This is a genomic window from Pseudomonas sp. PA-6-3C, from assembly GCF_021605825.1.
Classification (GTDB): domain Bacteria; phylum Pseudomonadota; class Gammaproteobacteria; order Pseudomonadales; family Pseudomonadaceae; genus Aquipseudomonas; species Aquipseudomonas edaphica.
This window is the reverse complement of record NZ_WKDV01000039.1, coordinates 15,160-28,977: the sequence shown is the minus strand read 5'-3', so window position 1 is coordinate 28,977 and position 13,818 is coordinate 15,160. Positions and strand designations below refer to the sequence as shown.

Sequence of the window (13,818 nt, the reverse complement as noted above, 5' to 3'; positions counted from 1 at the left end):
AAACTGTATGAGCTTTCATTCAGACCCTCTTAAGAATCAGGAAGTATTAACAGGAGTCATGATTATCAATTTGGAATGTCGTTTCATGAGATTGAGTTTTTAGCAGCGATACCATCGGAAACTGCTTTTAGTTGAGGTGGCAAGTCCATCATGCCGAGATGCACCTCGATGAACTGCATGACCGTTGGTTTTTCGGCATGGCGAAGTGCAGCATCCAGTTCTTTGCTATTGCGCACGCTATAGGTTATGGGTTTGTTTATCATACCAAAAGCGTGAGGAATGAGTGACCAGTCGACAGGTGGAATATCGTTGTAGTATTGATGCTCCCCATGGATAGCCCGTTCAACGGTATACCCGTTGTTATTGATTAGAAAGATTATAGGTGCATGGCCGTCACGTAAAAGACTACTCAGTTCTTGCACGGTCAGTAATGCAGAGCCGTCACCAATGAATAATAGTGTCCGTCGGGCGGGATGTGCGGTCATTGCACCGAAAGTCGCAGGCAAGGTGTAACCAATAGAGCCCCATAGAGGCTGACCGATAAAGGACGATCGAGGGCCAATTTGTAGAGTAACGGAACCAAAGAAAGAGGTTCCTTGCTCGGCGATGATAAGATCTCCATCCTCGATGAATGACTGAATTTTCTGCCAGAAAGTGTGCTGGGTTATAGGTACCTCGGTGTGTTTATTTATGGCTTTTACCGCGGAGGAATTTGTCGCTGGAATTTTGAACGATCCTGGTTTACATCGAGCAATGAGTTGAGTCAGTATTTTAAGGGACTCCTTTAAAGGTATGTTCTTGTACTCTACACCGTGCACGAACACGGAGTATGGCTGGAAATCGACTAAATGTTTGGGATCGGGTAAGTGACTAAAGCTTGCGGTAATATTGTCGGTATACCTGACACCCAAAGACAGGACAATATCTGCATTGTCTAACGCCTGTAGTAATAAAGGGTCGCTCGCTCCACCTGAATAGTTTCCTATATAACTTTTTTGTTTTTCATCCAATACGCCCTTACCCATAAAGAGTGAAGCGTTGGGTAATTTGTGTTCTTCTAAAAGTGCGCGAACCTCCGGAATTAGGCCGAACCGCTCCATCAGGAAACCGGCTAAAAGTACTGGCCGCTTGACTGAAGTCAGTAATCTGTCCAAATGCTCAGTAAGGGCCTTGAGTTGCGAGGTATCGGCGATAGGCTCTTTCAGTTTATACGGTTTTATCTCTCCGACTATCTGCTTATTGACGACACTTAAAGGTAACTCTATGTAACCAGGCCTTTTCTCAGTTAATAGAGCGTCCAAAACCCTATCGATTTCATGCAGTGCATTTTCAGCTGTCAATTTTGTCTGGGCGACAGTCACCTGTTCAGCGCAAGTAGAAAAGTGATTGAATACGCCATCCCCCAAAGTGTGGTGAGCCAATTCCCTGTTCTCTATAGTTTTTTCAAGGGGGCTGCCGACGATCTGGAGCACCGGCACGTATTCTGCGTACGAACCGGCTATGCCATTGATCGCACTTAATTCACCTACACCATAGGTTGTAACTAAGGCTGCGACGCCAGATTGGCGTGCGTAACCATCGGCCGCGTAAGCCGCATTGAGTTCATTCGTATTACCCACCCAGATGACATCAGGATGTGAAACGATATGGTCAAGAAGTTCGAGATTATAATCACCCGGCACACCAAAAACGTGCCGTATACCGATTTCAGATAGGCGGTTGATCAAGTGGTTTGCGACAGTCAGTTTTGATGACATCGTAAGTCCCTATTATGAGGTTGGTATTCGTGCTTCGTGAAGTTTGAGGGTATTAAAACTATCTCGCCTGTGCTATTTTTATGCACCTGTAGAAGGGAAAGGAAGTGAAATTATCTTATAGGTGAATAACCATTGGTTATAGGCGAGAAAAATATGAATATAAGGGCTCTTGAATTTTTCGTTGAAGTTGTGCGTCGAAATAGCTTTATTCGAGCTTCGGAGGTGCTGCACGTTACCCAGCCTGCGATTAGTAAATCAATTAGAGCCTTGGAGGGGGAACTTGGGACCGAGCTTCTTAAGAGAACATCAAGAGGGGTTGAGGCGACGGCTGCCGGCCGCGAACTGTATGCGCACTCAATCAACATCTTAAACGAAATGAAAACCATAAAGTTCAAATTCAATACGCTTGCCCATCATTTTCAGGGTATATTGCGCTTAGGGCTGCCATCTACCACAAGCTCGTCATTTTTTGTTGATATCATCAATGACTTCAAGGTGGCTCATCCACTTGTTGAAATCAAAATATTTGAAAGTGGCTCGTGCTTGTTGGAACGAGCAGTTGCTGATATGGACATAGATATTGCAGCCGTGATGTTACCAGTCGATGAGGATGTATTCGATATCCTACCTTTTTTCGAGGACAGACTGAACTTGGTCGTTTCTGCGGATCATCAATTATCAGGACACGAATGGGTGTCGATTGCTGAATTGGAAAATTATAACTTCATTTCTTTTTCGGAAGATTATAAAATATACGAATATATAAAAGGTTTATGTGCTGAAGAAGGTTTCACACCTAACGTGACATTGAAAAGCAATCACGTTGATCTTATCTTTTCCGTAGTCTCTTCCGGGGAGTGTGTGGCACTTATGCCTGAGTCAGCGTGTCATGAGTTAGGTCAGAATGCGGTGAAATTTATAAAACTGCATGGGGCCATTCCATTTTATTCCTTAGCGCTTATCAGACGAAAAGACAAAGCCCTATCAAAGGAGGGCGCGGCTTTTATGGGTTTTGCTAAAAAGCTCTTTAATATTGAAAGTCAAGCAGGGGTAGACTCTGTACTGGTCAGCTGATTCAGGATAGGGCTTTAAGTTTGGCCGTGGCCAGCCAATCGTTACATTGGTAGAGACATGGGCTTTATTGAGCCTACTGTCCGTTACGTTAAGCTCTTCATCCTTTGCAGAAATGTTCTGCTCAAGAAGCGCACAGGTACCCAATACGAATGCTGACATTCTTGATCAACTGATCGCTTCCAATTATAAGGATTGCTTGGGGTCAATGTGTTGCCGGGCTTAACAGAAGGCAGATTTCCAATATCATCTTCTAATTATTGGGTGATCAAGGCCGACTTTGTGAAAAACAGTCGGTCTGTGGCTTCATAGATAGCTAAGTACGCATCCGAGGAAGAATCCACAGGCGAAGGCTGTGCATGGTACACGCAGCATGCGATACACGCGAATATTTAGTATCGTGCAAAATCTTCATATCTCCACCCCCGCACAATTCAGCGAAAGATCAGCGACTGATGTGCCGCAACTCGCGTGAGTGCGCCGTCCCCTACTGCGGTCGCTACATTGCCTGCGCCTAACGCTGCATCACCGCATGCAAATACTCCACGCACGCTGGCTTCGCGCATCCCATCGACCTTGATGAAATCACCTGTAGGCCCAACTTCAAATTCGCAGCCCAATTGGGCTCCCAATGGGCTACTCATGTGGGTCCTAGGCTGTGTGAATAATCCGGCTAATTTAATCACTTTAGCGCTGCAGAGTGTCACATCGGCGTGTTCTCCGCCGAGCGACAACACGGGCTCGGCGATTACCGTTACCCCACGCCTCGCAAGGCGCCCCATCTGATCGGCATCCGGCTCGAAAAGCCCGTTTAGTAAAAAGATGGTTGGTCCCCAGTCGGGCAGCATCAGCGCATGGTGGATAGCCAGTGGTGATGTTGCCAATACTCCAATTGGCCCGCCATCTAGCTCATATCCGTGGCAATACGGACAATGAAATACTCGTCGCCCCCATCGCTCCAACAGACCCGGATTCTCTGGTAGCTCATCCACAACTCCTGTTGCGAGCACCAAACGCCGAGCTGTGAATTGTTCACCGTTCTCGACGGTAACCATTAAGCCCGCATCGCTCGTACTGGCACGAGTGACCGGCTGGGAATCCCAATGGGCAGTTGGATAAGCGAGCAGTTGGGCTTGTGCATCGCTGCCTATCATGCCGGGATCTTGGCCGTCCCGTCCTAGAAATCCACGTGAGTGGCTGGCGAATCGGTTGCGTCGCCGGCCAGCATCAATGATCAAAACTTGGCGGCGCGCCCGTGCTAGCTGCAAGCCTGCTGAAATTCCGGAGTAGCTCCCGCCTACGATGATCACGTCATAAATCATGAATCAATCCCTCCAAATGTTTAAGCGGTCTAAAAAACTAGACACAACGTAAGTTACGAGAAATTTAGATATCAACAATCTCGTAGCTATTGCTATTTGACTATATATATCTGGTTAAGTCATTTAGCGCTTGTCCATAAGGTTCTTAATTGCACAGGGGATTGCTTAGTAGGAGGGGGGCAAATGTAGCTGAGAAAAAATTGGAGGCAGTGCTAGATCGCATTTAAAAGGATCTGCGAGATACTACGCACCCCGCCGCTCATCTGACCGACAGCTGAAAAAGGTAGGAGTAACCGCTCAGCTGTACACTAGGCCTAGGTCCTCAAAAAGCCAGTGAGGACGATATTATATATTTTTTCCCGAAGTTCTAGAAGGAGTCCGAATGGTACGAACCGCCCCAAAACAGAATAACGGGTTCAAGAGCATAGTCTTGAAAGAAATTCTTTAGGCGGCAAAACCGGCCAATTGGCGTAGCCAGATATGCGAGATAAATGCGCTTCCATCAGAGCTTAAAATCGCAGAACGGAGTAACTGTCAGGCGAGATACATAGCCGGGCCTGCGTTTTTAGCTCAGCCCAGCATCAGTTGAAATCAAGGCAGCCTAAAATACAACTTACCGTCACGATTGCAGAAATTATTAATAGCGTCATGCGAGGTCACTTTCGTCTCAAATGATCCGTTGGCAGTGCCGTGGTGTATTTAACCTGACTCAATGCAAAGCTAGACCTGATGCTCGCGACACTGGCGATCTGAGTAAGGCACTCAAGCAGCAGCGTTTGGTACTTCAGCAGATCCTCTATCACGACCCGAAGCATGAAGTCAGCTTCTCCACTCATAAGGTAGCATTCCATGACCTCCGGGCGCTTCTGAATAGCATTGGTGAAAACCTCCAATGACTCCTTGTCTTGTTGCTTCAGCGTTACGTGCACAAAGACGTTGACCGCTAATCCAAGCTTCAAGGGATCCACAAGAGCAACCGCGCCTCTCAACACACCCTGTTGCTTTAGGTCAGAGACGCGTCGCCAGCACGGGGACGTTGAGATACCGACCAATTCAGCCAAATCCGCGTTACTCAACTCCGCATTGGCTTGAAGAGCATCTAGGATGGCAAGGCTTGAAGCGTCTAAGCTAGGCTTCTTCAAAGGTATTTTTATCCCTAAATTAAAATAAATCAGAAAATAATATCCTGAAAATATCATATTAGAAATAAAATCAGGAGAGAAATTTTGTGAAAACAAGGACAAACTATCCACATTCTTAGCACTAATTTCTACCGCCGAAGGATGTGATCATGCAAGCCCAAAACGAACCTTCTTCTACAGCCTACCGTTCACGTATTCACACAGGAGCGGCCACAATTGTCTGGCTGTGCGTCATGGTGCTTCTGTGGGGAATCAGTTGGCCTGTTACGAAATTGGCTCTAACTGAGGTTGCGCCGATATGGCTTTCGGCATTTCGGTTCGGAAGTGCATCCGTTTGTCTGTTCGTATTCGTTGCCTTACGAGGGAAACTGAAGTTCCCACCCAGAGCTGATTGGCCGATAGTCATTAGCATCGGCTTGTTGCAGATGACCGTCTTTACGGGGTTAGGAATGGTGGCCATGACGCATGTGGATACAAGTCGCGCAACGCTCTTAGCCTACACGACACCTCTGTGGGGCTTAATTTCAGGATGGGTGCTTCAAAAAATTCAGCCAACCCGTATTCAGCTCATTGCCCTTGCACTCGGAATGATTGGCATCGGCGTCATTTGCTCCCCGATGGAGATGAACTGGTCGACCCCAGGCGCAGTGATGGGAGCATGCTTCCTCATTACCGGTGCAATTGCCTGGTCGGTGGCAATCCTTCACATTAAGAGTCATAAGTGGCAGGCATCCCCACTGCAGCTCGCGCCCTGGCAGATGGCGTTAGCCACCATACCGCTCACAATTGCCGCCTACACAATCGAGGGTGTTCCAAATAACGTTGAGGTTAACAGCCGCCTCCTTGAGTTGCTTTTTTTCATTGGGCCAATTGCCACATCCGCCTGCTTCGTAATATCAGCTGAACATGGACGCAGGATCAGTACGTTTGCGATGTCAAACTTCACGCTGGGCGTACCACTGATAGGTATAACCGCTTCAGTCATTTTCTTGAGCGAAAGGTTGAGCCTGTGGTTCAGTATCGGGCTTTCATTCATTCTTGCAGGCATGCTGATGACAATATTGGCTGCATCTCGGCAGGGCCGAACTACGATGAAAACGAAGACTTAATCGCGTAGGATGTTGTACGAATCGGACTCGTTGCTAATCAAGCAATATTTTGTGCGTACAAATTCTGTCCCAACAGCGGCTACACATGAACTACTGAAAGCTCATTTCGGTACTCACGAAGGTTGCGCCACATATATCATAATGCTACGAAGATATTGGAGAGGGTGTGAGCGCATTAGCCAGCTCGCCCCTCACAAAAAATACATGTCTATTCCGACAGTAATCAAAATCGCTTTCTAATCTTGAGCCAATTCTTTCATACTAAATGACTTTGCCGTGCCAGCAAAGCTGGTGCGCGTCAAACGAATCACTAACTAACACACACCAATATAATCTGCGATTAAAAAGGTATAATGCTATGTGCTCACCAATGACTTGCCGCGTCTATTTGTTTCCCTATAGTTTGAATTGATCGAATCATCTTAATTCGCCAAGTAATACTTGACAATTTAACTGATAACATAGTACGCGCTCACTGAAATACTCTAACACACACTAGAACAAATATAAAAATATCAAAAATCAGGATCTACACATGTAAAGCACAAAAAAAGACAACCAAGAAATAGCCAGCATAAATGTAACTACAAGCCAACGCCGCCCCATAATAAAAACCTACTCATAATAATTAATACCTTGGCCAAAAACAGCAAATCAAAAAAACCAACTTACGGCTTATGGTACCCGATCAACTTAAATCCTCCACCTAAAATCCATACAGCAATCAAAATCATAATCTCACAATAAAACGCCTTTCGCATGGCGCTGTGTATACTGCCAACATCATTACCAAGCCATCCTTTATTTCGGCAAGCTGAAAAAACCAAACCAAGTCCGCGATTAAAACTTAAAACATACTTAACAACCAAAATATAAACGACAACAAATGAGGCCTGAAAAGTTCATCTTTAAAGAAACATCACGATAAAAACCGCCATAAAATCGTTTACAAGAATCAAAAAAACACCCATGAAAATGAATATAAAACTTTTTTCAAAAAACCATAAGCCATAAAGAGCTAATATAAAAATTGCGAAAGAAAAATCTCAACCAATCGCGTGCGACATTTTATCAACTCATTTGCTTAACAATCGCAAAATATTAAACCAATGAAAAGTTACCTTTCAACCTTTATTTCATCAGCTGAACTACTAATTAACTCACCCGCTCGACGAACAAGCATTCTCCATTCCTCTCCACTGATAACTCCAGAACTCTCCATATCATCAGCCATCCTCAGCAACCTAAAGTACTGACTCTCAATATCTTGCTCACTTACTACCTCAGTATAAAGCTTTAGCCAGCATTTCACAGCGGCCTTTTTCTTCCGTTGCATTTTAGCACCCATAATCTTCATTTTTAATACTTCGCACTGGCCAGGCTCTAAATATCAGGCACTTGATTTTTTTGCAAATACTTATTTATTTTTTAGCTAAACTCTCGCAAAAAACCCAAGCATGCGCTTTGATTAAAATAAAAAATGGAATGAAAGATGTATTAAGTCGGAGCAAAATCCTTCAATAGCTGAAAGTTAGAGTTTTTTGCTAGCATTACAAGTTTTCAGCACTTATCGGACCACCTACATGAACTAAAAAACACTTTCGACATTTAAAAAGTTAAGCAACCAAATCAAAATACCTCTCAGCCTTCAAGTTAGCTAAGTAAGGAACCTCGCTGAGCTGCTGAAAAACCTATAAAAACAACTACTAAATTCTCTAAGAATACAAAATACCATTTAACTTAAAACTGACGAAGCCGCGCCGATTAAAAGCAGAGTTCCTACATGCGAATTAGATCTAAAAAGAAAATTACAATTATCAGGAACATTAAAATCAAATTGGGATGTTTGAAAAAATAGAATCATTGATATTGGCACTAGAAAAATCAAAAAAGAAACAGAGCTACCTGAGACGATTGCTGCCATAAACCAAAAAAATATTGTTAATATGTAAAAACCAGCTATCCATTTTTTTCCGGCTTCAGCGAATAGCACGGCAGTAGAACGTAAGCCCAACCGCAAGTCGTCTAACCGATCGCTGTAAGCATAAAGTGTGTCGTACCCTAATTGCCAGAAGATACAACCAACCCACAGATACAATGCAGAATACGTTATATTGTCGGCGACTTCGACGCTTGCCATGAGTACGCCCCAGTTAAATGTTGCTCCAAGCAACGCTTGTGGCCAGTGAGTGAAGCGTTTGCAGAACGGGTAGAAAAACATCAAGGGGACGCAACCTAAAGCCAGAAAAGCCGTAGCGGGTTTGAGTAGGAACAATAAGCAAGCAGCCATAGCCAGAAGTAATACCAGGCAAATGACCGCTTTATTTACGCTTAATGTGCGGTTGACTAAGGGACGGTGACGCGTACGATTGACAGATGCGTCGAAGCGTTGATCAATTATGTCGTTGATGACGCAGCCAGCGCTACGCATTAAAAATGCTCCGAATGAAAATACTAAAACCTGTTTAATATGAGGTAGCGTTCCGCCATTCATAAACAATGAAGACAAAGCTGGAAGCAGTGTCAACCAAGTTCCGACAGGGCGATCTACACGCATTATACGCGCGTATGGTTGCCAAGATAAAGGAAGGTAACAAGATACAAAATCGTTGATGCGAATATCACTCAAATCCAAATCAGGTTTCAACTTATTCAAATCCATAATTTTAAACTCAACTCTAGATCCTCGAGCTTGTTCTAGTACACCGCAATGGATAATAATTTCAAAGCTTATCCCCCTAAAAAGGTACAAGCATAATTTTCGCTAAAAAATCGTTTCACCCTCAATGAAACCCGCACTTGCAATATTAATCAATTGAATAATGTACATTCTCAGAATGCAGGATATTCATCAACCCTCAAAATGAAGAAAATACAACTAAAGCAAACTGATCTAATACTCTAATTTTTTTTAATTCCACAAGCATTTTATTAACCACTCATTGAATATCTTTAATTAAACAAGTACTAAGCACCGAACTAGGTTAGTTGCTCCACTCTATTTTCAAGCGAGCTATTAATTCGAGCCAGCTAATGTTTTTTCTCAGTTAGATTTTCAGGCAGTTCCTGCTCGATCTATGCTGGGTTGGGTTGACCTCTGATGATCGAAGATAATTTTTTTTGTTGGCCATAAAAAAGCTATAGAGTTCGGAGCAACCCTCAATCCCAAGTAAAAATGATAAATAACCAATATCACAAAAGACAATTATAGAGCCTGATACCCAAAAAAATCAGAATACTCTATTCATAAAGAAGTGTGGCTACTCAGGTTTGCACCCACGAAGACTTAGCAAAACTGATTGACTAGATAGAAGATTTAGTCACTTATAAAATAACGGAAATTCTTTTCAAATAAGAGCTGCAGATATTGCCGCTTCGATTTCCCCTTAGAAAAATTAATTCTTACAAGCATCATCCTCGAGATGCTTTTGCCGCAATTTGCACATGAAATAATAGTATATATTTAATCTGCTTCCACGACGAGCTATAGATAATAGAAATTTAATAATGATGCTACGAGATAACCATTTCTCTAAGTGTATGGCCTGAAATATTTTTACAACTCGTGAAACCACTTCAGATATTCGATATACCTTGTGCTGATCCTGCTGAAAAAAACCTAAAAATTCTTCTATCCAACAGAAAGGTACTAACACACTAAACTTAAGTACTACTGAGGATTAGTATAGACTTCAAATTGCCGGTGGTCTTCGGCCAAACGTGCCCTACCCTTTATACAGATACGATAACTTCGATAAGGTGCCTGACTCAAGCTTTAACGCGACATCATTTATAACCGACAAGCTTGGGGAGATCAGAATTAAAACAGGGTCAATGCTTTATTAAATTAAACAATACGCTCATATCGAATTCCCACATATAATGCCTTATCGACGACCGCGCAGTAAAGATACTGAATACTGAAATAGTATCAGACTCCCAAAACCCTCATATCAGCTGTCAAAGTTAGAGTTTGCAAAGCGTTTAGCAAGGATCTTGCAAGGTGCTAGAGAATCAGTAACGATGCAATCAATAATAAAGCTAGCGTCGCATACTCATCACTCTCATCTAATAGGTACACGGAGGCTTGGGCGGCCTTACTTTGGCCAGAGTGCTATATATCCACGGTATCACCTCCATAGTCTACGAAGCAGAACCATCGGTAAATTCTCGCGCGCAAGGTGGAATGCTCGACATCCACGACTACGACTCCCAACTGGCTTTGCAAGCAGCGGGCTTGGTTGAAGATTTCCGTGCCCTGATCCTGGAGGGCACGAGCCGACTCGTGTACTTGATTACGAAGGAACTATTTTGTTAGACAAGCCCGACGATGGCAGCCGCGGTCGTCCAGAGGTTATGCGCGGCGAGCTCCGAAATATACTTCTCCACTCACTACCTGCCGGTACCGTGCGTTGGGGCCACAAGGTTGATAGAGTGCGCTCCATGGGAGAAGGCCAGCACGAGGTGACATTCGGTGATGGCGCTCACATTGTCACCAACCTACTGGTAGGAGCAGACGGTGCGTGGTCGAAGACCAAGCCGTTGCTTAGCGACGCCGCACCCGAGTACACGGGGATGTCGCTAGTTGAAACCTACTTATATGACAGCGACGCCCGGTTTCTCGCAACGGCCAAAGTGGTAGGTTCAGGTGCGTTGTTCGCACTTCAGCCAGGAAAAGGGATCCAAGCACACCGTGAGGTTAACGCCACGCTTCACACCTACGTGATGCTTACCAAATCTCAAAGCTGGTTTGCCAGCATCGATTTCAACGACAGAGCAGGTGCGGCTGCATGTATTGCACAGCAGTTCGCGTGCTGGTCCCCTAACCTCACGGCACTGATCACAGAAAGTGATACCGAGTTGGTGTGGCGCCCGCTTTTTACTCTACAGGTCGAGCACAGTTGGAACCGAGTGCCTGGAGTAACACTAATTGGTGATGCAGCACACCTATCGATCCCGAATGGTGAAGGTGCCAATCTTGCGTTATACGACGGGGCTGAACTGGGTATGGCTATAGCTTCACGCTCTGATCACCTCGAAACAGCTCTCCACGAATACTAACTGGCTATGTTCCAGCGCAGCGCGAGAGAGGCGGCTGAAGGTAATGAAATGCACTAATTAATCTTCGGTACCGAGACACCGCATAGCTTGATTAACCTGTTCAAAGGCGAAGGTACTTAATGTGCGGTCCCCGGATCTCTTGAGTTGCCCTCAACTCCACTAATGAGAAAATTTTGAAACTCAATCCAGTTGAGTGTCTCAGTTGCTCATAATAGGAAAAAATATGTACCATCGCCGATAAGCTTAAGGCTTGAGTGCACGGCGGATTGGTTCGATCCCATTTATAGAATGTCTTTTAAATAGTCAAAACCCTCATAAACTACCAGTACCTACAACGAATTTTCTGTTTTTTTAATCTCACCGGGGTTCGTAGATCCTAATAGATTAAAGCCAATTCAACTCCCATCTGAGTACTCTCTCTTCTCAAGCCTTTCAAGCCTTTCAAGGGCAACAGAGCAGATAAATGATCCGCCTGAGCCTCGAGGTGGCACTAAAAATAGTAATTTCTGAAAATCAACTTCGATTTCGCGCAGTAGACTGTCATGAAGTACGAAGGTCAGCTACACGCAATTGGTTGTGTAAGTCAGATGCAACAGGGAAATTTTATTTTCAACACCCAGTGAATCAGTGACTATTATCGAAACCCCGCCGACAGCCCGCACTTTCTTCACGGTAGCAATCAGCCACAATCAAACGCGAATCAATTTCGTCAGATTAATATCGAATTGCCATTCTTCAGAGCCGAATCGACCTCGCTCGCCTTAAACGAAAGTTTCGACTTTGCCCGTGACAGTTTGGATTGCTCGCGGGCAAAGGCCGGTGAGGATAAAATAATGGCGCTGATATGCTGAGGGTTAGGTTAGGCCTGAATCACCAACTTTATCGCATCAGACAGAGGCGTCGTGTTTCTGCCAATAAGATTAGATAGGTCACGGGAAGAACTATCCAGCTCTCCTGTCATAGACTTCATATCTGCATCAATGACAACATCAACAACCATTTTTGGCACCCCGAAGCTTAACAACTGATCTTCATATTCGGCTGGTAAAAGATTGTTGTAAGGGATTTTTCGACTAGCATACCTAGAGACTTCCTCGGCAAATTCGTACATCGAGTAAGAATGGTCTCCAGCCAATTCATAAACTTTATTTACATGACCTGGTTGCGTTAGTACAACAGAGGCTGCGGCAGCATAATCGGCACGTGAAGCAGAGGCAAACCGCCCTTGTCCAGCGCTACCAATGATGAATTCATTAGCAAGCGCCAAAGAAAGCATACCTGTATGATTCTCTATATACCAGCCGTTGCGCAGCATCACAAACTCCATGCCGGATTTCTTCAGGTAATCTTCGGTTGCTTTATGCTCTTCGGCAAGGATCAGGCGGGATGTGTCGGTCCGCAACATACTGGTGTAAGCGATCAGCCTTACACCCGCTTGTTTGGCAAAATCGATCACGGCCTTGTGTTGCCGAAATCTTTCGCCAGGCTGCACTGCCGAGATGAGTAACAATTTCTCAACACCTCTAAACGCCGCCTCCAGCGTCTCTGGGTGATCGTAATCAGCCTCGCGCACCTTAACGCCCAAAGCACGCAAATCGTCGGCTTTCTCTGGACTGCGCACGGCAGCTACGATTTGAGTTGCGGGAATGACTCGCAAAAGCTCTCTAATAACCAGTTGACCTAGATTTCCATTTGCACCTGTAACAGCAATCATTCTCTGAACCTCCTATGCCTATGTGTAGGTTTTGTCTTTTGATTGAGCAAACATCTTATCGAATATGCTAAGCCACACCTAACGTGCAGTAACTAGCCAACATTTATACTAACGGATGACTCAACAATAATATATGTCGTATACTAAACGTCAATTAGGCACTTCAAAGTAACTAGATAACTTCCAGGAAACCTCCATGCCGAAATCCCGTCAAAAGGTCTTACCACCAACCGTTTGCCCTAGCCGCCTAATACTCGACCAGATCGCCGACAAGTGGTCGATACTCATCCTTGCTTCGCTGCGCAATGGACCTTTGCGATTTAACGCTATCCTGCGTCGCATAGGAGGAGTGACTCAAAAGGCCCTGACGGAGTGTTTGCGCAGGCTTGAACGACACGGGATTGTCGAAAGAAGAGTGATTGCGACCTCACCAATTGCCGTCGAATACGAAATAACGAAGCTTGGTCGTTCGCTGGACTATCCTTTTCAGGCGCTTTATTCATGGACAGTTGAGCATATTTCAGAAGTTGAATATGCGATGGCTAAATATGACGATCGCTATTCCTCTAAGGAAAAGTAACTGAGACGTACGAGTCCGTAATCGTTTATTCGCACGGTATAGCTGAGAAAATTCGATTTGCG

General features: G+C 44.7%; 10 protein-coding genes. 4 read left to right on the top strand and 6 right to left on the bottom strand.

Annotated features, from left to right (window positions below; genetic code table 11):
- Nucleotides 1–83 precede the first annotated feature (83 nt).
- Complete coding sequence (locus GIW48_RS22760; protein ID WP_236462686.1) at nt 84–1,757, bottom strand: alpha-keto acid decarboxylase family protein; 1,674 nt, start codon at nt 1,755–1,757, stop codon at nt 84–86.
- Between the two features lie 153 nt (nt 1,758–1,910).
- Here GIW48_RS22760 and GIW48_RS22755 point away from each other — a divergent pair, with 153 nt between their 5' ends.
- Complete coding sequence (locus GIW48_RS22755; RefSeq protein ID WP_159954385.1) at nt 1,911–2,831, top strand: LysR family transcriptional regulator; 921 nt, start codon at nt 1,911–1,913, stop codon at nt 2,829–2,831.
- 431 nt (nt 2,832–3,262) lie between these two features.
- Here GIW48_RS22755 and GIW48_RS22750 read toward each other — a convergent pair whose 3' ends face one another.
- Together GIW48_RS22750 and GIW48_RS22745 are read right to left on the bottom strand one after the other, a co-directional pair.
- On the bottom strand, nt 3,263–4,150 hold the full coding sequence (locus GIW48_RS22750) for an NAD(P)/FAD-dependent oxidoreductase (RefSeq protein ID WP_236462689.1): 888 nt from the start codon (nt 4,148–4,150) through the stop codon (nt 3,263–3,265).
- A gap of 656 nt (nt 4,151–4,806) precedes the next feature.
- The gene (locus GIW48_RS22745; protein ID WP_236472885.1) at nt 4,807–5,403 is read right to left on the bottom strand and encodes an Lrp/AsnC family transcriptional regulator; all 597 of its coding nucleotides are present in this window, start codon (nt 5,401–5,403) and stop codon (nt 4,807–4,809) included.
- A 38-nt stretch (nt 5,404–5,441) separates the two neighbouring features.
- Between GIW48_RS22745 and GIW48_RS22740 the strand changes: the two genes are divergently transcribed.
- A complete protein-coding gene (locus tag GIW48_RS22740; protein ID WP_236462698.1) occupies nt 5,442–6,401 on the top strand; it encodes a DMT family transporter in 960 nt (319 codons plus the stop codon).
- 1,117 nt (nt 6,402–7,518) lie between these two features.
- On the opposite strand, the gene GIW48_RS22735 is transcribed toward GIW48_RS22740, so the two are convergent.
- Complete coding sequence (locus GIW48_RS22735) at nt 7,519–7,758, bottom strand: hypothetical protein (RefSeq protein ID WP_236462700.1); 240 nt, start codon at nt 7,756–7,758, stop codon at nt 7,519–7,521.
- Nucleotides 7,759–8,136: 378 nt separating this feature from the next.
- Nucleotides 8,137–9,063, bottom strand: coding sequence for a 4-hydroxybenzoate octaprenyltransferase (ubiA, locus tag GIW48_RS22730; RefSeq protein WP_236478453.1), 927 nt, complete (start codon nt 9,061–9,063; stop codon nt 8,137–8,139).
- Between the two features lie 1,781 nt (nt 9,064–10,844).
- Here ubiA and GIW48_RS22725 point away from each other — a divergent pair.
- Nucleotides 10,845–11,462 carry an FAD-dependent monooxygenase gene (locus tag GIW48_RS22725; RefSeq protein ID WP_236462746.1) on the top strand — a complete coding sequence of 206 codons (618 nt, stop codon included), beginning with the start codon at nt 10,845–10,847 and terminating at the stop codon, nt 11,460–11,462.
- 859 nt (nt 11,463–12,321) lie between these two features.
- Here the strand turns inward: GIW48_RS22725 and GIW48_RS22720 are convergent.
- On the bottom strand, nt 12,322–13,176 hold the full coding sequence (locus GIW48_RS22720) for an SDR family oxidoreductase (protein ID WP_159954381.1): 855 nt from the start codon (nt 13,174–13,176) through the stop codon (nt 12,322–12,324).
- Between the two features lie 196 nt (nt 13,177–13,372).
- Here GIW48_RS22720 and GIW48_RS22715 point away from each other — a divergent pair, with 196 nt between their 5' ends.
- A complete protein-coding gene (locus tag GIW48_RS22715; protein WP_159954380.1) occupies nt 13,373–13,756 on the top strand; it encodes a winged helix-turn-helix transcriptional regulator in 384 nt (127 codons plus the stop codon).
- The last annotated feature ends 62 nt before the right edge of the window (nt 13,757–13,818 follow it).

What these genes read in the sequence shown, in the direction of transcription:
- GIW48_RS22750 (WP_236462689.1), bottom strand. Translation starts at nt 4,150, where the DNA reads ATGATTTATGACGTGATCATCGTAGGCGGGAGCTACTCCGGAATTTCA.
- GIW48_RS22760 (WP_236462686.1), bottom strand. Translation starts at nt 1,757, where the DNA reads ATGTCATCAAAACTGACTGTCGCAAACCACTTGATCAACCGCCTATCT.
- GIW48_RS22755 (WP_159954385.1), top strand. Translation starts at nt 1,911, where the DNA reads ATGAATATAAGGGCTCTTGAATTTTTCGTTGAAGTTGTGCGTCGAAAT.
- ubiA (WP_236478453.1), bottom strand. Translation starts at nt 9,063, where the DNA reads ATGGATTTGAATAAGTTGAAACCTGATTTGGATTTGAGTGATATTCGC.
- GIW48_RS22715 (WP_159954380.1), top strand. Translation starts at nt 13,373, where the DNA reads ATGCCGAAATCCCGTCAAAAGGTCTTACCACCAACCGTTTGCCCTAGC.
- GIW48_RS22720 (WP_159954381.1), bottom strand. Translation starts at nt 13,176, where the DNA reads ATGATTGCTGTTACAGGTGCAAATGGAAATCTAGGTCAACTGGTTATT.
- GIW48_RS22725 (WP_236462746.1), top strand. Translation starts at nt 10,845, where the DNA reads ATGGGAGAAGGCCAGCACGAGGTGACATTCGGTGATGGCGCTCACATT.
- GIW48_RS22740 (WP_236462698.1), top strand. Translation starts at nt 5,442, where the DNA reads ATGCAAGCCCAAAACGAACCTTCTTCTACAGCCTACCGTTCACGTATT.
- GIW48_RS22735 (WP_236462700.1), bottom strand. Translation starts at nt 7,758, where the DNA reads ATGAAGATTATGGGTGCTAAAATGCAACGGAAGAAAAAGGCCGCTGTG.